We start from the raw sequence: 19,691 nt of genomic DNA on the forward strand, positions 1-19,691 counted from the left end.
GACCAGGGGCGTCCGATGACTTTGCGCATGACCCCGACCAGCAGCCAAACCTACACCCAGATTCTGAAGTCGACCATGCTGATGGGCGGTTCCTCGCTCGTCAACGTCGCCCTGAGCATTATCAGAAACAAAGCCATGGCTGTTCTTCTCGGCCCGGAAGGCGTGGGGCTCATGGGCCTTTACGGGTCGATCCTCGATATCGCGCAGGCGGTCGCCGGGCTCGGCGTCGGCAGCAGCGGCGTGCGCCAGATTGCCGAAGCTGCGGGCACTGATGACGCTGAAAGGATCGCACGATCCGCGACAGTACTTAGACGCATATCGCTTGTGCTCGGATTGCTTGGCGCGCTCCTTCTCGCCGCGCTGGCATTCCCGGTCTCGAATTTCACGTTCGGCGACTACCAGCATGCAGGCGGCATTGCGTTGCTGTCTCTGGCAATCTTCTTTCGACTGGTCTCCGCAGGGCAGACTGCCTTGATCCAAGGCCTACGAGGCATTGCCGATCTAGCACGCATCAACGTGTATGCCGGGCTTCTAGGCACGGCGATCAGCATTCCGCTGATCTATCTGTTCGGCTTACAGGCGATCGCACCGTCTCTTGTGGTAATCGCGGCCGCCTCAATCCTGCCGACCTGGTGGTACAGCCGGCGGATTTATTCACACCCCACGCCCATGCCTGTACGCCAGTTCGGCGGCGAAGTGTCGGCGCTGCTCAGGCTCGGCTTCGTCTTCATGGCAAGCGGGCTTCTGACCTTTGGCGCAGCCTATGCCATCCGCCTCATCGTGCTGAAGGAAGGCGGCGTCATGGCGGCGGGATTGTATCAGGCGGCCTGGGGCCTTGGTGGTCTTTACGCCGGCTTCATCCTGCAGGCGATGGGAACGGACTTCTATCCGCGCCTGACAGCGGCGGCGGACAACAATGCCGAATGCAATCGCCTGGTCAACGAGCAGGCGGAAATCAGCATGCTGCTGGCCGGTCCCGGTCTGCTCGCCACACTGACCCTGGCGCCGCTCATGATGAGCTTGTTCTATTCCGCGGAATTTCACGGGGCCGTGGATCTCTTGCGCTGGATCTGCCTCGGCATGATGCTGCGGATCATCTCGTGGCCAATGGGTTTCATTGTCGTCGCGAAGCGTACCCAGGCGATTTTCTTCTGGACTGAGGTAGCGGCCGCAGTCGTGCATGTAGGGCTCGCCTGGCTCTTCGTATCACTGCTCGGCACCCCCGGAGCCGGCATGGCCTTTTTCGGGCTCTATGTGTGGCACAGCATCCTGATCTACGTGATCGTGCGGAAGCTTACCGGCTTCCGCTGGTCTCCCGCCAATCGCAGGCACGCTTTGCTTTTCCTGCCTGTCTCGGGGCTGGTTTTCCTGGCATTCTCTGTCCTGCCGCTTTGGCCGGCGACCGTGATGGGCTCCGTCGCTGTGGCTCTCGCCGGGCTCTATTCTCTGCGCATGCTGGTCGAGCTGCTTCCGCCAGAATCCGTGCCAGCAATCATTCGGGGATGGATCGCGAAGTCTGCATAAAGAACAATGCGCGCATCAGGCGATGCGCGCATTGTTCTTTATGCAGACAGCAATAGCCTGTCAGGCCAGAGCGACGTCCAAATCGCGTTGTACATGCACCTCGGCGGTCACAGCTTCAGCAAGTGCTCCGCGAAGTGCCTCGACAACACGTGCGATGTCGAGTTCCGTCATCTGAGCATAAAGCGGCAGGATGATTGTTTGCTGCTGCGCTGATGCGCTTCGCATAAGACTTGTGGCGGCACGATGCGAGCTCCGATCGGAATAGGCACCCTCCAGATGGATGTTCATGACGCCGCGCCGCGTCGAAATCCCCTGATCGAGGAGGGCTTGCATAACCGCCCGTTGATCCACCGTTTCAGGCAATCTCACACAGAAGCTCTGCCAGTTGCTGCGAGCCCAGCGCGGCTCAGCCGGCGACAATCCAGGAATAGCGGACAGGCGCTCACGATATCGCTCCGCAAGCAGCCTCCGCTGCGCAATCAGGCCCGGCAGCCGCCGCAGCTGTTCGCGCCCGACGGCAGCCTGAAGGTCGGTCATACGGTAGTTGTAGCCCAGCTCGTCATAGTCTTCGAAGATGACCTGCTTCGAGCCGTGACGAACGGCATCAGTGACACTCATGCCGTGCTGACGCCATAGCCGGAATTTTCGGTCATATTCGGGATTGGCCGTCGTCAACATGCCGCCATCACCCGTCGTGACGACCTTCCGGGGATGGAAGGAAAAGCAGGCAATGTCGCCATGCGCTTTACCGATCTTTTCCCAGCGCCCGTCCCAGAGGATCTCGCTTCCTGTCGCACAGGCCGCATCCTCGATAACCGGTATCTGATGACGCTTGCCGATCTCCACGATCGAGCGCAGATCGCAAGGCATGCCGAGCTGATGCACGCAGAGAATTGCTTTGGTGCGGGGTGTGATTGCCCCTTCGATCAGGCTGGCATCGATATTGTAGCCATCCGCTTCGATGTCGACGAAAACAGGCACTCCATCACAGTATCGAACGGCATTTGCGGTGGCGATGAACGAATGGCTGACCGTGATGACTTCATCGCCGGCATTGACCCCCACCGCCTTCAAGGCGAGATGCAGCGCAGTCGTGCAGTTGGAAACAGCACAGGCATGCGCGGCGCCGACAAAGGCGGCAAATTCACTCTCGAAAGCCGCGACTTCCGGCCCCTGCGTCACCCATCCTGACAGTATGACGCGGCGCGCAGCCTCGGCCTCCTCCTCCCCAAGAACGGGTTTGGCGACCGGAATTGTAGATGGTGACGGGCTCATGCAGCTTGACCTCCTGCTCCAGCAGTCTTCAGCTGCCACCAGGCGACAAGGTCGCGAAGCCCTTGCTCCATTGATATTTCAGCTTTGAAGCCCAGAAGCTTCTCGGCCTTGCTGATGTCTGCAAGACGGCGGGTTACACCGTTGACCGCACGTGCCTCTTTATGCTGCGGTTCGAGCGAAACTCCCATGATGCTGCTCAGCATCTGCGCGAGTTCCAGAAGGCTTATTTCCCGGCCGCTAGCGACATTGAATACTTCATCCGTAACGTCGCTCTTCGCAGCCAGCAGGTTTGCCCGGGCGATGTCGCGTGCATCGACGAAGTCCATAGTCTGGCTACCGTCTCCATAGACGAGAGGCGGCATTCCGGCCGCCAGGCGCTCCATCCAGCGGATCAGCACCTCTGTATAGGCACCGTAAACGTCCATTCGCGGCCCGTAGACGTTAAAATAACGCAGCGCCACGTAGCGCAGGCCATACATCTCCGCGAAGCTGCGAAGCAGCCCCTCGTTGAACGTCTTGGCCGCACCGTAGATCGTCCGGTTGTTATAGGGATGGTGCGCTTCAGTGGTCGGAAAGCTCTCGGCCAAACCAAGCACCGAGGCCGAGGAGGCAGCGACGACCTTCGACACGCCTGCCTTGACGGCGGCCTCTAGGACATTGAACGTGCCTTCGGCCAGAACATCGAAGGCGAGCCGGGGATCTTCCGCGCATTGCGTGATGCGGATGGCCGCCTGATGAAAAACGATGTCGACGCCCTCGAAGGTTTTTGCGAGCAGCGCTCTGTCGCGGATATCTCCCTCGATGATGTTAATGGCCCCGCCGGCTATCGCCGTGCTGAGATTGTCCCGACGTCCACGCACGAAGTTGTCGAGGATGATGATCTCACGCGGTTTTTCCAATGCGACGAGATCGGCAATATGCGACCCGATCAGGCCCGCTCCACCGGTAATGAGCACCCGTTGATTTCTCACGATTTTCCTCCACGCGATATATCCAGCACAGGATCGGCTTCCRTGCGCCAGCGTATGAACTTCGCCGGCACCCCGGCGACGACTGAAAACGGCTCGACATCGGAGACGACGACTGCACCTGCTCCGACGATCGCCCCCTTCCCGATGGTCACGCCGGGAAGAATGGTCGCGTTCGTTCCGATATCGGCCCATGCGCCGATGCGGACCGGTTTGATTTCGAGATCCGTACGGATGATCGGCACATCAACCGGGAGTGCCGTGTGCGCCGAGCCAAGCACCTTGGCACCCGGGCCCCAGCCGACACAATCTTCGATCACCAGGTCGCGCGCGTCGAAATAGGCCATCGGGCCGATCCACACATTGTCGCCGATCACGCACGTGCCGTCGAAGCGCCCCTGGATATAGGCCTGGGCACCGATGAAGACGCCATTGCCGATTTCGAACGTTTCCGGATGTTTGAAACCGGCCCCGCCCGCAACCTGCAACCCTGTGCCGCAGCTGCGCGCAATGGCTTGCCAGATGGCCTTCCGCATCAGGGTATCGACGACACCGTCGCCGCTCGCGAAGCGACCATAGAGCTCGATCAGACCGGCGCGCCCGTATGATTGCCTGAGCTCTTCGGCCAACCCGGCGTGATGGGCAGGATCCGCCGGCCTTTCATGCCGGCCATGGACCGCCTGCACGACCCTGGCCTCGCCCGCACGACTAGCTGACATAAGCATACTCCAGCGCGGCGGCCACCTGGTCGACATGCCAAGCGGGCATCTCGGGATAGATCGGCAGCGAGAGGACCTCCCGTGCCGCGGCCTCCGAGACCGGGAAATCGCCGGCCTGGTGGCCGAGATCGGCGTGGGCCTTTTGCAGATGAACAGGGATCGGATAATGCAGCCCGGACTGAATGCCTTCCGCAGTGAGCGTGCGCTGAAGCACATCGCGATCGCTGCTTCGGATGGCATAGACATGGTAGACGTGGCGCCGCTCCGCTGCCTCGATCGGCGTATTCAAATGTTTGGCTCGCGCAAGCAGCGAGGAGTAGCGGCGACCATGTGTGCGGCGTGCTTCGGTCCAGGTTTCGAGATGCCGCAGTTTGATTCGCAGGATGGCGCCCTGGATGGCGTCCATGCGGTAGTTGAAACCCTTCAGCAGATGATGATAGCGCTGCTCCTGACCCCAGTCGCGCAACATGCGCATCGTCTTGGCCTGATCGTCGCTGTTCGTGACGACGATACCTCCCTCGCCGCAAGCACCGAGGTTCTTGCCCGGATAGAAGCTGAAGCAGCCGGATGTGCCGATGCTGCCGGCTCGCGCGCCCTTGTAGCGAGCACCATGCGCCTGGCAGGCGTCTTCGATGATCGGTATCCGGTAGTGGTCGGCTATCGCCTTGATCGCGTCCATATCGGCCATCTGGCCGTAAAGGTGGACGGGAATAATGGCCTTGGTCCGGGACGTAATCTTTGCCYCGAGCTGGGCCGCATCCATCGTGAGCGTCGTGGGCTCCACATCGACGAAGACTGGACGCGCACCTGCATAGCAGATCGCCGATACCGTCGCGACGAAGGTGAATGGCACGGTAATGACTTCATCACCCGGTCCGACGCCCGCCGCAAGGAGGGACAGATGCAGCGCACTCGTCCCGGTATTGACAGCGATCGCATGCTTGACGTTGCAAAAATCGGCGAACTCCTGCTCGAGACGGACGACTTCCTCTCCCAGTATGTATTGCCCTGACGCCAGTACACCGAGCACGGCAGCGTCGATTTCGCTTTTGATCGACTGGTATTGCGCTTTGAGGTCCAGAAAGGGGATCATGCAATTCGCCTCGCCTCTTCGAGCTCTATGATACGACCGCGCTGGGCGAGCGACCGGCTTGCGGCTTCAAGGATGCGAACCACACGCAGCCCGGCCTGGCCGTCCGTGATCGGTCGCGAGTTTTGCTCGATGCACTCGACGAACTGATCCAGTTCGCGCTTCAATGCTTCGGTCATATCGAGCTTGGGTGCCCACATGTCGCCGCTGCGGTAGCCGACCATCATCTGATGCACCTTCTCGCCATAGGCCTGAGAATTGGGATTCAGCGTGATGCCCTTGTCGTAAACCTTGATCTTTTCACTGGGCTCCAGATCGTCGTAGACGACCATCTGATTGCTGCCACCGATCAGCGTGCGCCGTACCTTGACGGGCGCCAGCCAGTTGACGTGGATATGGGCGATGAGCTTGCTCTCGAAGAACAGCGTCAGGTACGCAATGTTCTCCGGCTCTCCGAGCACATGGCTCATGCCGGTCGCAGAAACGGCCACCGGCTTTTCCTGCACCACATGGTCCAAGATGGAGAGATCGTGCACCGCAAGATCCCAGATGACGCTCACATCGTGCTGGAAGAGCCCCAGGTTGACCCGGACGGAGTCATAATAATACATGTCGCCCAGACCATTCTCGACCAGCTCGCGCATCTTGCGGACGGCGCCAGTGTGAACGAAGGTGTGATCCACGGCCAGCACCAGCCGCCGGCGCGCGGCTTCCTCGACCATCCGGGAGGCTTCCTCCGCCGTCGATGCCATAGGCTTCTCGACGAAGACATGCTTTCCGGCCATCATAGCCTGCATTGCGAGCTTGAAATGGGTGAAGACCGGCGTCGCAATCGCGATTGCGTCCACTCTTGGGTCGCGCAGGACTTCTTCGAAATTGTCAGTGATCGTCACTGCCGGGTACCGGCTTTTAACTGCCGCCAACCGTTCGACATTGAGATCACAGACTGAAATAAGCTGGGCGCCTGCCGCTTCTGAGATGTTACGAACCAGGTTTGGGCCCCAATACCCATATCCAACAACAGCAATGCCGATCATCGCATTCCTCCCAACGCTTGCATGTTAACTGACCGGTCATGAACGTGACCGGTGATCCTGGCCGGAACGCCCGCGACAATGGCGCCGTCAGGCACATCCTTCGTTACAACCGCCCCGGCACCGACCTGCGCCGCCTCTCCGATGGTTACGCCAGGCAGGATGGTGGCATTGCTGCCGATCGACGCATGACGCTTGACCAGTGTGGGGATGACGACCCAGTCCGTATCGGTCTGCAGACTGCCATCCGCATTAACGGCGCGCGGGTACGTGTCATTGGTGAACATGACCCCATGGCCGATGAAAACACCGTCTTCCAGCGTCACGCCTTCGCAGATGAAGGAATGGCTGGAGATCTTGCAGTCTTTTCCGACAATGACGTTTTTTTGGATTTCGACGAACGTGCCGATGCGCGTTCTCGCGCCGATCGTGCAGCCATAGAGATTCACGAGATCTCGATGATGGATGATACTGCTATCATCCAGCCTTACGTCTGATGCAATCATACGCATGCACCCCTTACTCTTCACACAAACCCTGATTTCTAGATGAAACCGTCAATCAGGTGATTGCGCCCAAGGTTTCATTTCGAAGAAGCAAATATTTCCTTCTATTCAAAGAGAATTGTTTTCATCATCGGAGTAAAGAAACAAAACGTCTAAGCTTATTCACCTAAAGACGTATCTACCTAGGACGATGTACGCCCAAGTTCATAGTCAACGATCAACATTGGTGATGGAGCAAGCCTGGAGGCGCTTCCGTCATACGCCGGAGGCGGGCATTATTTTCATACGTTTAGCGGTTCGGTTCGTAACCAGGGAGCAACGCAATCAACCAATCCGCGAACCGCGGAGTATCGTATAAGTTTATACCAAGAATTACGTCTTCTTTACACCTTACGATGGAACTAATCTGCTCCATTAGCCTATATTAGCTAGTTTAAGATAACAGAAACTGTGGTATTTAGTTCCTACTTTAGTGCTGCCAAACCCTTACATCTGAAGGGCTTGAGTGTTCGGTTTTGTTGGGGCGTAGGGAAACTCGGCTGGGGAGGATGAAGAAGTGAATTCAGCGCTTGTGCCAAATTTAGACCTTAGGCAGGAAAACGTAGCTCTTCCACTTAAGATAGAGAATAATTCAACCGGAATGAGCTTACAGTCGAGACCAAAGCATTCTTTGGTGATCCTCGACAACCGCGAACTTGATCGGCAGTGCCTCGCGCAATGCATGGCTGCCTACAAGACGGACCTGCTTATCCTGGCTTTCGGAAGTGTTGAGGAGTGGAAGCAGAAATGCGACGAATATCCGCCGCTTTCGGCAATTCTCCTGAACATTGGCGGCAAGAAGATCGATGATCCCGCCGTTTCGGGCCAAATCAGGAGCCTTGCTTCGGAGTTCGGAGCGATACCAGTGATCATACTGGCTGATAGCGACGATTTCGGCCAAATCGTAAGGGCGATCGAATACGGGGCCAAGGGTTACATCCCCGCCTCGGTCAGCATCAGCGTCTGCATGGAACTGATCGCGCTGTCTGTAGCGGGTGGCGTCTTTGTTCCTGCCAGCACACTGTTCGCCATGCGTCACTTGCTGGAATCCGGAAACGCTACAGCTCGTCCGTTGGCCGGTATTTTCACGGATCGTCAGGCCGAAGTTGTGGAGGCGCTCCGGCGCGGAAMGGCGAACAAAATCATCGCCTACGAGCTCAATCTCCGAGAAAGCACCGTGAAAGTCCATGTTCGCAATATCATGAAAAAGGTCAAAGCAACGAACAGAACGGAAGTTGTGTTCAAGCTCAACGACCTGTTTCAGAATGGTATTTCCGGCGCGAGTGCGAACAAGACGCTCTGCTGACGCTGTGATCTGCGTAAAGCTTTGACATGTGACGGCACATTGTCGTTCAAAATTGTCCCCGGAGGCGTGACCAAATGCGCCTCCGGGGAAATTGTTTGATGCTGTAGCACCTCGGAACTACGGCGCTCCCCGAATACCTGGAGCCATCGTAGTGCGTTCGCAGTTGTCAAATGTCGGCGAACTGAAGCACATTCCTGCGCGCCATGGCATATCAGCAATGAGGTGATCAGCCAGTGGCTGCCGTCATCGATCGTGCAGAGGTGGACTGGCTCTGAACCGGTCAGATCTGCCCCGTTATCCTGCGACGCGTCGCCCGAGGGAATTCAATGCATACCAGTATTTAGGCCCGATGGTCTGTTTGCAAACCAACTTGATCCAGGGCAATGAATTTCGCACTTCGGGAGAAACCTCCAAAGCAAAGCGCTGAATGGCCACGGCTGTGGCGACATCGAAATTATTGAATGCCATGCCTGCCAGTCGAAGCGCCTCTTTTCCGAGATCTCTGGCGAGAAAGCGCCTTAGTTTCTCATCTTTCCTGAGACTGTCTGCGCCTTGGCGGAACAGAATATCGAAGGCCTGTTTTCTTTGGCGGAGGTCGGGAAGAATACTTTGCCCATAGTATTGCAGCGACATATTCGAAGCATGTCTGCGATATACTGCTTGATCATCGTTAATATAACCGACCTCGGCATGTGATGCGAGCCGCAGCCACATTTCCATATCGCCAGTATGCGGCAGTTCCTTATGATAACCGCCAACCTGCTTTTGCAACGCCGTTCTCACGACGGCCGTCGGCGTTGGAACCAGGTTGTTTGCTCCACTTAACCGCATGAATTGCGGACCGGACATGACCTGCACGGTGGGCATATTGTTGCCGCCGAGAGGATCGACGCGCTTGGTTATGATGCCATCTGGCTCGGCTATCAGCGCGTTCCCGAACGTGAATCCTACATGAGGCTGATTGCTCATAAGCTCCGACGCGCGTGCCAGAGCGCCTGGCAAGAGATAATCATCTGCCGAGAGAAGCAGGAACAAGTCGCCGCCCGCCCAGTCGATGCCTTCGTTATAGGTTGCGATGTGGCGTTTGTTTACTGCATGCCGCCGATAGGTCACCCGTTTGTCCCGGGATGCCAGGGCCATTCCGACTTCCGGAGTATTGTCTGGCGAGCAATCGTCGAGGATGAGCACGCGCACATCGACGCCAGCCTGTGAAAGAACGCTTTCAACACATTCCTGCAGGAAATGAGCGTAGTTGTAACAGGGAATTACGACATCAACACGTTGCAAACTTGTTCCTCCGCAGGCAATTGTTTTGTTCGGGGCATTTCATGGAACCCGAATTTGGCGTCGTCTCACTCTTACATATGCTTCGCTCCTCGATTGACTCGCGCCAGGGTAGAACTTCGAGCTAGCATCGCCGATTTCGTGTAGCCCCACACAGCTCTCAACAAGGCGGATCGGGCAAGCAGCCGGGAGCCTGCACGCTTCAAGCTGCTCTGAACGCGTTCCCGATGCGTGAGCGCGAAACGGGTCCGGGATCGAAACGTATCGTAAAATGCAACGTTCGGACTTAGGCTTCCTGATTTCCAGGGCTTCACGTTGGTCACGAAATGAACGATCGCGAGTTTCTGTTCGAGCGCGATACGGGCGATGACCTGGGTGGGCTCGAACTGAAAATTCCAGGCGCGATCCAGGACTTTCCACTTTCCCGCACAGGCGACGTTGAGGGCGTCCTGATCCGAATATTCCGTGGTCGGAAAACGATCGAGATAATCCAGTGATCGCTCCGATATTCCCTCCGCCCGCCATTTCGCGAGGTCGATAAGGAGGATGCCGGCGTTGAAATAGCGTTCGACCCGAGGCCCGCCTGTGCCACCCGATCCGATGCTCACCACATTATCCAACCAGTAATCCGGCACGGCGCCAATCACGGCCTCACCCAGATCGATATTCCAAAGCTGTTCGAGTGCATCCAGCACAAGGATGTCGCCATCCAAATACAAAGCCCGATTGCAGGTCTCGGGAAGGAACTGCGGCAGAAGGATCCTCGCAAAGGTCATCTTCGAGACGCCCGGTCGCGTCGAAAACCCGCTTGCGAAAGACAAGGTGCCGATGGGATGCCACTGGATGACTGTCGAATTTGCCGGCAGAGAATCGAGTATCCTCCGCTTGGTTTCCTCGCCTATTCCCTCATGAATGACATGGATATCCAGGGGCCATGCGCTTCTGTTATTCTCGGCGACCGATCTGAGAGCGGTCGCCAAGGGAACGGCATAGGCTGCGTCGACTGCAAAGACGATTGGCCCTAACCGCTGTATTGCGCCCACAGGGGCTCCTGTTGGTATGCTATGCACATTCATGTTTCCGGCACCATCCCATCGAAAAACGCGCTTCGCCTTATGATCGACGTTGCTGTTCACGTCCCGATCGATGCGGCTTCCTGAACGGGAATGCCGACGGCCGGGGTGGGCAGATGGGTGTAAGCCGGTTGCGGTGTCCGGACGCCAGGCATGCTCCTGGTTCCGCCAGAGAGCTTCCACTCGAAATAGGCGATCGTCTTCTCAAGACCTTCATGCAGGTTCACCGTGGGCTGCCAGCCCAGGTCCTGCTTTGCACGACTGATGTCCGGCTTGCGTTGCGTCGGATCGTCGACTGGCAGCGGCTTGTAAACGATGCTTGATTTCGAACCCGTCATCTCGATCACCATTTCCGCCAGTTCCCGCACCGTGAATTCCCCGGGATTGCCGAGGTTGATAGGTCCGGTAACGCCATTCGGAGCGCCCATCAGACGAATGAAGCCTTCGATCAGATCGTCGACGTAGCAGAATGAGCGCGTTTGCGTGCCGTTGCCAAAGATGGTGATCGGCTCGTTTTGAAGCGCCTGAACGATAAAGTTGGAGACGACGCGGCCGTCATTGGTCTGCATGCGCGGCCCGTAGGTATTGAAGATTCGCGCCACCCGGATTTCCACGCCGTATTGTCGATGGTAGTCGAAGAACAATGTTTCGGCACACCGCTTGCCCTCGTCATAGCATGCCCGCGGCCCTATGGGATTGACGCTGCCTCGATACTCCTCGGGCTGAGGGTGAACTGCCGGATCGCCGTAGACTTCGCTTGTGGAAGCCTGGAAGATCTTCGCCTTGGTGCGTTTGGCGAGGCCGAGCATATTGATGGCCCCGTGCACATTGGTTTTGACCGTCTGAACGGGATCGACCTGATAGTGGACCGGRGATGCCGGACAAGCGAGGTTGTAGATCTCGTCGACCTCTACATACAGCGGGAAGGTAATATCGTGGCGAAGGATCTCGAACCGCGGGTCGTCGAGAAGGTGCAGCACGTTATCGCGCGATCCGGTGTAGTAGTTGTCCACTGCGAGAACATCATTGCCCTCCCGCAACAGTCTTTCGCACAGGAATGATCCCAGAAAGCCGGTGCCGCCGGTTACCATAATTCGCTTTTGTCCGTGCATTGGTGTGCTCCGTTGTTGATGGTTGCCCCGCAGAAGCGAGGATCGTCAGTAGGCTCCCCTGCGCTTGAAGACCGCAGGAATTGTGCTGAGAAGAATTTGGCAATCGAACCACAGGGACCGGTTGTCGATGTAGAACTCGTCGAGTTGCTGCTGCAGCTCGATATCCGCATTGCTTCGTTCGGATATCTGCCAGAGGCCCGTGAGCCCCGGCGTTACGGAACGGCGCTTGTCTCTAAATTCACCGTCCATGGCCAGGAGATGATATTCCGGGAAAGGACGCGGTCCGACGATGGCCATCTCACCTGCAATGATGTTCGCCAACTGCGGGAGTTCGTCGAAGCTCGAAGAGCGCAGGAGATGTCCGACAACCGGCAGGACGCGTGGATCATCCTTGAGCTTGAAATGGCTCAACCACTCGGCCCGCATAGCAGGGTTTTCGCGGAACAGTGCTTCGAGACGCTGCTCCGCATCCTGATACATCGTCCTCAGTTTCAGAACGTGCACAGGCTTGCCGGACAGCCCTTCCCTGGTATGCCGGAAGAAGACCGGCCCGGGATCGATGGCGTAGATTGCGGCTGCCGCAATTGCGATGAAAGGCGAAACCACGATCGTTGCCGGGATGGCGATGGCGAGATCGAGTATCCGCCGAACCAGGTCCGAGTTGACCGAACTCCCGGCTGCCGTCAGGCGAATGCCGATCTCTCCGCCGACATCCGCAGGTCGCAAACCGCTAACCTTGAGGCTCGGCGTATCAGACAGGAGGATGACTTCGGCGAACTTCCGGCGCAAGGCGGTCAGATCGAGCGCAAGCGAGCCAGTGTCCCCTGCAATCAGCGCAATGGACGGACCCCCATCAGGCGATGTTTCCGACGCCTCGGAGGACAGGTACTCCGGCTTGATGCCATACTGCCAATGGTCCTGGAAATGCGCCATGAGCGCGGGGATGAGGTTGCGCCCCCCTATGATCACCGCGCGCTCCCCCCAAATTCCGAGCCTCCAGCACAGGCTTCGTGCGAACCAATGCATGAATGGCTGAACAATCAGTGCAAGGGCGAGAAAGCCAATGATGGCCAACAGCATCCCGTCCCCTTCAGGCAGGATGATTGCGCCGAATGCCGTCAGGGCAGCCACCTTGAGGGCCGCTATCGTGCGCCGCCGCAGATGTTCGTGGTCGTGCAGCCGATATCCGGGATAGAGGCCGGCCGACGCATAGAGAACGATCGACGCCAGCGCTGCGAGGCAGAAGGCACGCTCCATCACCGTGCCCGCCGAGCCACCAGGAAGAAAGGACAGGAGAGCCAGGTAAGCGACCAGATAGCTTGCAATGTCGCCCGCAACGAGGAATGACAAGGTTGCAAGCCGAGGAAGCCGGCGTGCAATGGGCGAATTCAGCCATGACTGTCCCGAAGGATCGGCGGTCCTGGCTGCTACCGGCGGCACGGAACCCGTCGGAATTGCCCGCGACGCCATGTCATTTGTGGCGGATGCCTTCGATGGACCCGATGTCATCGCTGACGGCGCAAATGAGGACATGATGTTTTACTCCTCTACGGCCTTTGTCCCGACGCACCCGATCCAGAAACCGCGTCTTCGATCGGGAACTTCCGAAGGCCCAGTCTCTGGAAGGCAGTCAGTGAGATGAAGGTCGGCACGACGAGCGCGTAGCGCCGCCACAGCCGTCGCGGCTCGCATAGGAGGCGAAACGCCCATTCGAAGCCGCTTCTTTGAATGACCCTTGGAGCCTGCCGCTTGAGGCCGGCGTGGAAGTCGAAGGCAGCGCCGACACCGATCAGCATCGGCGCCTCCAGACGGTCGCGCATGCGGGCCATCCAGAGCTCCTGCTTGGGACTGCTCAGCCCTACCCAGATGATATCGGCGTCTGATCGATTGAGCCGGTCGGCAATATCCGCCTCCTCTTGCATCGACAGCTGGCGGAAAGGCGGTGCGTAGGAGCCAACGATCCGTGCTTGCGGAAATTTTGCGAGAAGTCGCGCCTGCAACTGCTCAAGCGTTTCGGCTGTTGCACCGTAAAGGAAGTGGCGCAAACCTTTGGAGCTGCCGGCATCGAAAACGGACAGCATGAGATCCGGTCCGTAGACCCTGTCACTTTCAACATGACCAGCGTGTTTCAGTGCCCATACCAACGGCATGCCGTCAGGGGTTACGAGGAATGCCCGGTTATGAATGGACCGAAGCTCGGGATCCTTTTGACAACGCACGACACCGTGTGCGTCGCGAACGCATACATATTCCTTCCTGCCGTCTTCAATTGCCTTTTGGATAAGTCCGGTCGCGCTCTTGAGATTGACCGCGGAAACTCGAACACCAAGGACATTCGTCCACTTCAGGGAACTCTTTACATCACGGACCGAAGGTTGGTTTCTGTCTGCCGGTGAATTTCTCATGACCTACGCTTTTGCCAACTGAAACTGTAGTCAGAATATGCTGGCAAGCTCGCGGCCTCCATACTTTCAGATCCAGCTATTGGACGTAGAAAGACTTCACATTTCTGGCTCCGCATAGAAATAAATTACAATATTCGAAGTAAGGCAGTATCCCTGGGGTACGCTTGATTGCTCTTTTTGATAAGCGTTACCCCGAAAAGAGCGGTTTGACCTTCGCGGAACCGCGGAAGACAGTCGCTTTAGCGCGGCCAAAGCTGGGGAGGTTTGAGCGCGACAAAGTCGGGAGAGCGACAATGATGAATTCAATAGGGGTGAATTCAATAAACGAATTACCGATGCCCGCCGGAGGGCCTACAAAGGTCCCCAACACGACCAGCCAGCTGCAGAACGATTTGGCGTCCGATGGCTATATCGTCATCAGAAATGTCCTGACGTCTGAGCAGGTGGGAAGATTACGGCAGGTTGCCAAACAGTATCTAAGATCCGGCGGCAAATATCTGTATGGCGGCAAATTCCAACTTCACGCCATGTATGTCGTCGATGATATCGCCAGGTTTATGACTTCCGATGCAATCCTCAATCGCCTCAAGGAAATTACGCGACCGCTCGATGTCGTTCTTACAGGCGAATGCGATCTCATGATCAACACTACATCGTCGTGGCACAACGACGTCCCTCACCATCCTCGCTGCGTTGACGGAAGTATTTTCTCGGACGAGAGCTTCAGGGTCTACAAGATCGCATTCTATCTGCAGGACCAGGACGAGAACTCGAACGCCACGCTGAAGGTACGGCCAGATCCCACCTCAAGGGTTTGGTCCAGAGCCTGCCAGCAAAGGGGCTCGGCGTGCGAGCGGGCGATGCGATCATCTTCGACGTGCGCATCGAACATGCTGGACAGATGCCGACATTGATCGACAAGAGCCTGCGCAGGTTCTTCGAGCGGATCAGTCCACTGCTCCGCCTGGATGTTCAGAAGGCATTCACCGTGACGCGAGCATTCATTCGACGGCTCGGCAGAACGCCTGATCGTGTCGCGGTTTTCATGACGTTCGGTCCGTCGGATGCAGAAACCTACTCCTATGCCGAGGAAGGCCGCCATCGCCATCCCGGTGTTCGCGGAACGCTCAGTGTGGACGTACAGGCACGACTCGCCGCCAACAACATTGTTCCACCGATTATCGGGGCGCCTGTCTAACCGCACGAACCGCCAGGCACTGACCTCAATTTCCGCAGACCTATGACTGCGCACCATCAAAACGGTGCGCAGGATCACACCCGTCGCGTGGTGAACCGCTGTCGGTGGCGAACGGCGCGGCGTTCTCGATTAGCGTCACCGCAATCTTGATACCGTTGCCGCCGACGGCAACATGGGCCGGCGAGATCGAAACAGCCTCGCCATAGCCCGACCACGTCCGTGACGAACTAACCCCGATGGTGGCGGCATCTACACCTAAAGCATGCGCCCACTACCCAGGGACCCCGGCACGCCTACGTCTTCGGCGGCCCCCTCCCTCAAAGGTTGACGGCCAAGGGATAGGGGATTGCCAATAAGAGCAGATGTTACGCGTGTCCAATCACCGGTAGCTTGGAAAGGAATGCATAGCGCAAAGGCCATGGCTGGGCGGTAGCATCTGGTGACATAAGGCAATGATTCCGGCGCAGGCTGATTGTTCGTAGTTGACGCTTAGAGGGTTGGGATTCCTATGGTTTCGCGTTCTGGTCCTGGTTCTGCATATTATGAGATGGAAGCGTTACTCGCCCCGACATCGTTGGCGGTGACCCCTTTGGCTCCACGGGAGATCTTATCGGACTCGATCGTAGTCACGTTGCTGCATCGCGGTGCAGTATCGCAAGCGGCTTGAGAGGGTGTCATGGAGCGACCGGGCATCAGCGTTCTTATCAACAATTACAATTACGGCCGCTTCGTCGGACAGGCGATCGACAGCGTCCTGAGCCAGGAGATTGCCGACGTCGAGATAATCGTCGTCGACGATGGATCCAGTGACGAGTCGCGTTCCGTTCTGGAAGACTATGACAGCCGGGTGAAGGTGATCTTTCAGGAGAATTCGGGACAGGCTGCAGCGATCAACACTGCCGTGAAACTCAGCAGCGGCGGCATTCTCTGTTTTCTGGACGCTGATGACTGGTGGGCGCCGGGCAAGCTGGCCGCGACGGTAGCGGCTTTTCGCTCGCATCCCGAGGTATCGCTTGTCTATCACCGGCTTCAGCCGACTTCGATTGATGGCTCACCAACCCTCAAACCGATCCCACGAACCCTGTGTTCGGGAGACTTGTCGCCACAGCTGACCAAATCGGCCGGCTGGTGGCCCTTCCCGATGACATCGGCCATCTCCGTACGACGCAGCACATGGGATGCCGCAGGGCCTATTCCCGAACAGTTCAGCATATCCGCCGATGCATGGCTTACGGGTATCTATCCATTTCTGGGCGACGTGGCTGCCTTGCCGGATTCACTTGGGTTCTACAGAATTCACAACAACAACTGGTACCGGCCGATCGATGATGCCTCCATGCTGAAGCGACGAATGGCGCATTGGCAACGGAGTGTCGAAGCGACAAACCGATTTCTCTCATTCCATGATCTGCCGGCGAGGCTCAGTCTGGCGGATCACTATCCCTATCAGATGGCAGCAGCGGTTCTGGATGGCGTCAATGCGCGCACCCGGATCAGGCTTGCTGTCGAAGGGCTATTTTTCGCCGGAGAGCCGAACCTGTTGCGGCGGACACGCGACGCGTTGCGTGGCGCCTATCATCTTCCTCGTTCCGGCCGGGACTTGAGCTTATCGGAGGCAGCGGAATGAAGGCGCTGCTGCTGGTTTCCGAGTTGGAAGACTACACCATATCATTCGCGAGCGGCGTCGCACGGCACATGCCGGTCGTCCTTGGCGTCCCGCGCCGGCGCTACGCGCATCTTGCTTCGTGGTTTGATCCTGCCGTCGATCTTCACCTTCTGGACTGGCCACGGCATCGCTCGCTTGCCAATCCGTGGTTCCTGCATCACCTCACACGTCTCATCCGGCAGGAGAAACCGAACCTCATTCATCTCCTGAGCAATTCCACGCTGTGGCTGAACTTTGCCGCGCCGTTTTGGCGCCCGATCCCGCTCGTGACCACCGTCCATGATGTGGAGGTGCATCCCGGCGATTCCGATACCCGCACACTGCCCGGCTGGGCTCCCGAATTGATGGTAAAGCAGTCGGGGCATGTCGTCGTGCACGGCGAAGGGCTGAAGCGGATGGTCCTCGATCGATACTCGAAAGCCCCGGACCACGTGCATGTCCTGTCGCATCCTGCCATCCATCGCTATGCCGACCTCGCTCGGCGGCAGAAGATGACCAGGAGTCCCGCCGACGGAACTATCCGCGTCCTGCTCTTTGGACGGATTTTCGCTTACAAGGGCCTGGAGCATCTGATCCGCGCCGAGGCCATGCTCAAAAATGCGCTCCCCAATCTGCATGTTACGGTCGCAGGCCGGGGCGACGACCCATGGATCTTCCGGTCGCTGATGGGAGAGGCCGGCCGCTACGATATTCGCAATCGTTTTATCGAGGACGCAGAAGTCGCCCAGCTTTTCCTGGATACCGATATTGTCGTCCTCCCCTATACCGAAGCGTCCCAAAGCGGCGTGCTCAACCTTGCTGCAGCGTTCGGCAAGCCCGTGATCGTTACCGACGTGGGCGAATTGCGAACGACCGTTCAGCCCAACGGACTGGGAATGGTGGTTCCACCAGGGGACGCGGCAGAGCTCGCAAAAGCCATCCGGACATTGGCTGACAATAGCGAGCTTAGAAACAATCTCGGCGCCAACGCGCTCGCATGGGCCACAGGACCGAATTCGCCGGAACAGGTCGGCGCCCACGCCGCAGCCCTTTATCGCGAGGTGGTCGGATCATGCTGATGAAGGTACTCGCGGATGATCCCCAGATGGCGATGCGGAAGAGGGCAAGCGTCCGCCACTATGTTCCAGGTGGCTGCGAGAACGGCGGCGGCATCGGCAGGCTGGTCGGTTATATAACCAGCACCGCTAAAGAAGGCGGGAGCGAACACGCCGTCACTGACACCAGGGGCTTCCGATGGTCCGCTGCGACGTCGTCTCTGCGCCTGCTGGGCGCCATCCTGACAATGGCGAAGGATCGAATCCTCGATCCGACACGCATTCACCATATCCATGTCGCAGGCCGCGGCAGCACCTCGAGAAAGCTGATCCTGACCGAGGCTGCCCATTTGCTGGGGTGCTTTCACATATTGCACCTGCACGACTACGACTATGCCACCGACTTTGCTGCACGCTCGCCGCGTCAGCAATCGCTCATACGCCGCATGTTTCAACGTGCTGATTGTGTCGTGGCGCTGGGCCAGCGGGATCGCGTGACGCTCGCCACGCTTCTGGGCGTAGACGAACATCGCCTTGTGACCGCTCACAATTGTGTCCCCGATCCCGGGGCACACAATGTTCGTGCGGGCGAGCCGCCGTTGATCGTGTTCCTCGGTCGGCTGAGCGAACGCAAAGGCGTTCCGGAACTTCTGCTCGCCCTCAGCCATCCTGTCATGAAAGAGCTTCGGTGGCGGGCCGTACTGGCCGGCGACGGGCCTGTCGAGGATTATCGCTGTCAGGCTGCAAACATGGGCCTTTCGGGCCTGGTGGACATGCCGGGATGGCTTGGCGCCGACGAGACACGAGCACTCTGCGCGCGCGCTGATATCCTGGTCCTGCCCTCACATGCCGAAGGCCTCGCAATGGCCGTGCTCGAAGGGCTTTCCCACGGACTTGCTGTTGTCACAACCCGTGTCGGAGCGCATGAGGAGGTCATTTCCGACGGCGAAACCGGTGTCTTCGTCCCTGTCGGAGACAAGGACGCCTTGGCCGCAGCGCTGGCCAAACTGATTACCGATCCAGATATCCGCAGCCGCCTCTCAGCCGGGGCGCGCGCTCATTATCTCAACCATTTCAGTATGAAGGCGTATATGCGGTCGATGGAAAACCTCTACGAAACCATCTCCGCGCAACCTCAAGCAAAGGTTAGCGCACAATGACAATTTCAACTTTTCCGCCAGACCGCAACGTTCCGCTCCCGGCCGTCCATTATGAGCCCCGGTTTCAGGCGGAAATGAAATCGGAGGAGTTCGACCTGACGTCTGGGTTACGCTTGATCCGTCGGCGGCTTGTTATGATCGTTGCGGTGATGATGGTGCTGATGGCGGCGTCGATCGTGCTGATCTCGGGCTTGAATCCGAGCTATCACGCCGCATCCCGGCTGATGATCCACAAACCGCTGGCAACTGCGCTCAGCACCGGCGATGCCGGCAACAATGCGCCGGTGAACGTCACATC

18 protein-coding genes are annotated in these 19,691 nt (G+C 58.0%); 7 read left to right on the plus strand and 11 right to left on the minus strand.

Annotated elements, in window-relative coordinates; all coding sequences use genetic code 11:
- The first annotated feature begins 15 nt into the window (after positions 1 to 15).
- Complete coding sequence (locus AC1DF8_RS23490; protein WP_478155280.1) at positions 16 to 1,524, plus strand: O-antigen translocase; 1,509 nt, start codon at positions 16 to 18, stop codon at positions 1,522 to 1,524.
- Between the two features lie 60 nt (positions 1,525 to 1,584).
- Here AC1DF8_RS23490 and AC1DF8_RS23495 read toward each other — a convergent pair whose 3' ends face one another.
- From AC1DF8_RS23495 to AC1DF8_RS23520, 6 genes are read right to left on the minus strand one after another with little or no spacing between them, the layout of a single operon-like run.
- Positions 1,585 to 2,799, minus strand: coding sequence for a DegT/DnrJ/EryC1/StrS family aminotransferase (locus AC1DF8_RS23495; protein WP_478155281.1), 1,215 nt, complete (start codon positions 2,797 to 2,799; stop codon positions 1,585 to 1,587).
- On the minus strand, positions 2,796 to 3,770 hold the full coding sequence (locus AC1DF8_RS23500; protein ID WP_113014135.1) for an NAD-dependent epimerase/dehydratase family protein: 975 nt from the start codon (positions 3,768 to 3,770) through the stop codon (positions 2,796 to 2,798). The genes AC1DF8_RS23495 and AC1DF8_RS23500 overlap by 4 nt, the downstream gene beginning before the upstream one ends.
- Entirely contained in the window at positions 3,767 to 4,486 is a 720-nt protein-coding gene (locus AC1DF8_RS23505) for an acyltransferase (RefSeq protein ID WP_478155282.1), read from the minus strand. Before AC1DF8_RS23505 ends, AC1DF8_RS23500 begins: the two co-directional genes overlap by 4 nt.
- A complete protein-coding gene (locus AC1DF8_RS23510) occupies positions 4,476 to 5,579 on the minus strand; it encodes a DegT/DnrJ/EryC1/StrS family aminotransferase (RefSeq protein WP_478155283.1) in 1,104 nt (367 codons plus the stop codon). The genes AC1DF8_RS23505 and AC1DF8_RS23510 overlap by 11 nt, the downstream gene beginning before the upstream one ends.
- Positions 5,576 to 6,613: a Gfo/Idh/MocA family protein gene (locus AC1DF8_RS23515; protein ID WP_183850191.1), complete on the minus strand. Its 1,038-nt coding sequence runs from the start codon at positions 6,611 to 6,613 to the stop codon at positions 5,576 to 5,578. Before AC1DF8_RS23515 ends, AC1DF8_RS23510 begins: the two co-directional genes overlap by 4 nt.
- A complete protein-coding gene (locus tag AC1DF8_RS23520) occupies positions 6,610 to 7,116 on the minus strand; it encodes an acyltransferase (RefSeq protein ID WP_113209179.1) in 507 nt (168 codons plus the stop codon). Before AC1DF8_RS23520 ends, AC1DF8_RS23515 begins: the two co-directional genes overlap by 4 nt.
- A gap of 556 nt (positions 7,117 to 7,672) precedes the next feature.
- On the opposite strand from AC1DF8_RS23520, the gene AC1DF8_RS23525 reads away from it, so the two are divergent.
- Positions 7,673 to 8,461: a response regulator transcription factor gene (locus AC1DF8_RS23525; RefSeq protein ID WP_478155284.1), complete on the plus strand. Its 789-nt coding sequence runs from the start codon at positions 7,673 to 7,675 to the stop codon at positions 8,459 to 8,461.
- Between the two features lie 294 nt (positions 8,462 to 8,755).
- Here AC1DF8_RS23525 and AC1DF8_RS23530 read toward each other — a convergent pair whose 3' ends face one another.
- From AC1DF8_RS23530 to AC1DF8_RS23550, 5 genes are all read right to left on the minus strand, one after another.
- Positions 8,756 to 9,748: a glycosyltransferase family 2 protein gene (locus AC1DF8_RS23530; RefSeq protein WP_183882449.1), complete on the minus strand. Its 993-nt coding sequence runs from the start codon at positions 9,746 to 9,748 to the stop codon at positions 8,756 to 8,758.
- 71 nt (positions 9,749 to 9,819) lie between these two features.
- Positions 9,820 to 10,821 (minus strand): glycosyltransferase family 8 protein, encoded by a 1,002-nt coding sequence (locus AC1DF8_RS23535; protein ID WP_478155293.1) that lies wholly within the window; start codon positions 10,819 to 10,821, stop codon positions 9,820 to 9,822.
- Between the two features lie 56 nt (positions 10,822 to 10,877).
- Positions 10,878 to 11,930: a UDP-glucuronic acid decarboxylase family protein gene (locus tag AC1DF8_RS23540; RefSeq protein WP_112970423.1), complete on the minus strand. Its 1,053-nt coding sequence runs from the start codon at positions 11,928 to 11,930 to the stop codon at positions 10,878 to 10,880.
- Between the two features lie 45 nt (positions 11,931 to 11,975).
- The gene (locus AC1DF8_RS23545; protein ID WP_112545471.1) at positions 11,976 to 13,463 is read right to left on the minus strand and encodes a sugar transferase; all 1,488 of its coding nucleotides are present in this window, start codon (positions 13,461 to 13,463) and stop codon (positions 11,976 to 11,978) included.
- 14 nt (positions 13,464 to 13,477) lie between these two features.
- The gene (locus AC1DF8_RS23550; RefSeq protein ID WP_478155285.1) at positions 13,478 to 14,335 is read right to left on the minus strand and encodes a WecB/TagA/CpsF family glycosyltransferase; all 858 of its coding nucleotides are present in this window, start codon (positions 14,333 to 14,335) and stop codon (positions 13,478 to 13,480) included.
- Positions 14,336 to 14,628: 293 nt separating this feature from the next.
- Here AC1DF8_RS23550 and AC1DF8_RS23555 point away from each other — a divergent pair, with 293 nt between their 5' ends.
- From AC1DF8_RS23555 to AC1DF8_RS23575, 5 genes are all read left to right on the plus strand, one after another.
- Positions 14,629 to 15,249: a phytanoyl-CoA dioxygenase family protein gene (locus AC1DF8_RS23555; RefSeq protein WP_478155286.1), complete on the plus strand. Its 621-nt coding sequence runs from the start codon at positions 14,629 to 14,631 to the stop codon at positions 15,247 to 15,249.
- Positions 15,246 to 15,533, plus strand: coding sequence for a hypothetical protein (locus tag AC1DF8_RS23560; protein WP_478155287.1), 288 nt, complete (start codon positions 15,246 to 15,248; stop codon positions 15,531 to 15,533). The genes AC1DF8_RS23555 and AC1DF8_RS23560 overlap by 4 nt, the downstream gene beginning before the upstream one ends.
- A 676-nt stretch (positions 15,534 to 16,209) precedes the next feature.
- Complete coding sequence (locus AC1DF8_RS23565; protein WP_113116928.1) at positions 16,210 to 17,160, plus strand: glycosyltransferase family 2 protein; 951 nt, start codon at positions 16,210 to 16,212, stop codon at positions 17,158 to 17,160.
- Positions 17,157 to 18,257 carry a glycosyltransferase family 4 protein gene (locus AC1DF8_RS23570; RefSeq protein ID WP_112545475.1) on the plus strand — a complete coding sequence of 367 codons (1,101 nt, stop codon included), beginning with the start codon at positions 17,157 to 17,159 and terminating at the stop codon, positions 18,255 to 18,257. Before AC1DF8_RS23565 ends, AC1DF8_RS23570 begins: the two co-directional genes overlap by 4 nt.
- Positions 18,251 to 19,393 (plus strand): glycosyltransferase family 4 protein, encoded by a 1,143-nt coding sequence (locus tag AC1DF8_RS23575; protein ID WP_478155288.1) that lies wholly within the window; start codon positions 18,251 to 18,253, stop codon positions 19,391 to 19,393. Before AC1DF8_RS23570 ends, AC1DF8_RS23575 begins: the two co-directional genes overlap by 7 nt.
- The last annotated feature ends 298 nt before the right edge of the window (positions 19,394 to 19,691 follow it).

It is taken from the genome of Rhizobium sp. 05N49, from assembly GCF_056396805.1.

What these genes read in the sequence shown, in the direction of transcription:
- AC1DF8_RS23490 (WP_478155280.1), top strand. Translation starts at nt 16, where the DNA reads ATGACTTTGCGCATGACCCCGACCAGCAGCCAAACCTACACCCAGATT.
- AC1DF8_RS23495 (WP_478155281.1), bottom strand. Translation starts at nt 2,799, where the DNA reads ATGAGCCCGTCACCATCTACAATTCCGGTCGCCAAACCCGTTCTTGGG.
- AC1DF8_RS23515 (WP_183850191.1), bottom strand. Translation starts at nt 6,613, where the DNA reads ATGATCGGCATTGCTGTTGTTGGATATGGGTATTGGGGCCCAAACCTG.
- AC1DF8_RS23520 (WP_113209179.1), bottom strand. Translation starts at nt 7,116, where the DNA reads ATGATTGCATCAGACGTAAGGCTGGATGATAGCAGTATCATCCATCAT.
- AC1DF8_RS23535 (WP_478155293.1), bottom strand. Translation starts at nt 10,821, where the DNA reads ATGAATGTGCATAGCATACCAACAGGAGCCCCTGTGGGCGCAATACAG.
- AC1DF8_RS23545 (WP_112545471.1), bottom strand. Translation starts at nt 13,463, where the DNA reads ATGTCCTCATTTGCGCCGTCAGCGATGACATCGGGTCCATCGAAGGCA.
- AC1DF8_RS23550 (WP_478155285.1), bottom strand. Translation starts at nt 14,335, where the DNA reads ATGAGAAATTCACCGGCAGACAGAAACCAACCTTCGGTCCGTGATGTA.
- AC1DF8_RS23555 (WP_478155286.1), top strand. Translation starts at nt 14,629, where the DNA reads ATGATGAATTCAATAGGGGTGAATTCAATAAACGAATTACCGATGCCC.
- AC1DF8_RS23565 (WP_113116928.1), top strand. Translation starts at nt 16,210, where the DNA reads ATGGAGCGACCGGGCATCAGCGTTCTTATCAACAATTACAATTACGGC.
- AC1DF8_RS23570 (WP_112545475.1), top strand. Translation starts at nt 17,157, where the DNA reads ATGAAGGCGCTGCTGCTGGTTTCCGAGTTGGAAGACTACACCATATCA.
- AC1DF8_RS23575 (WP_478155288.1), top strand. Translation starts at nt 18,251, where the DNA reads ATGCTGATGAAGGTACTCGCGGATGATCCCCAGATGGCGATGCGGAAG.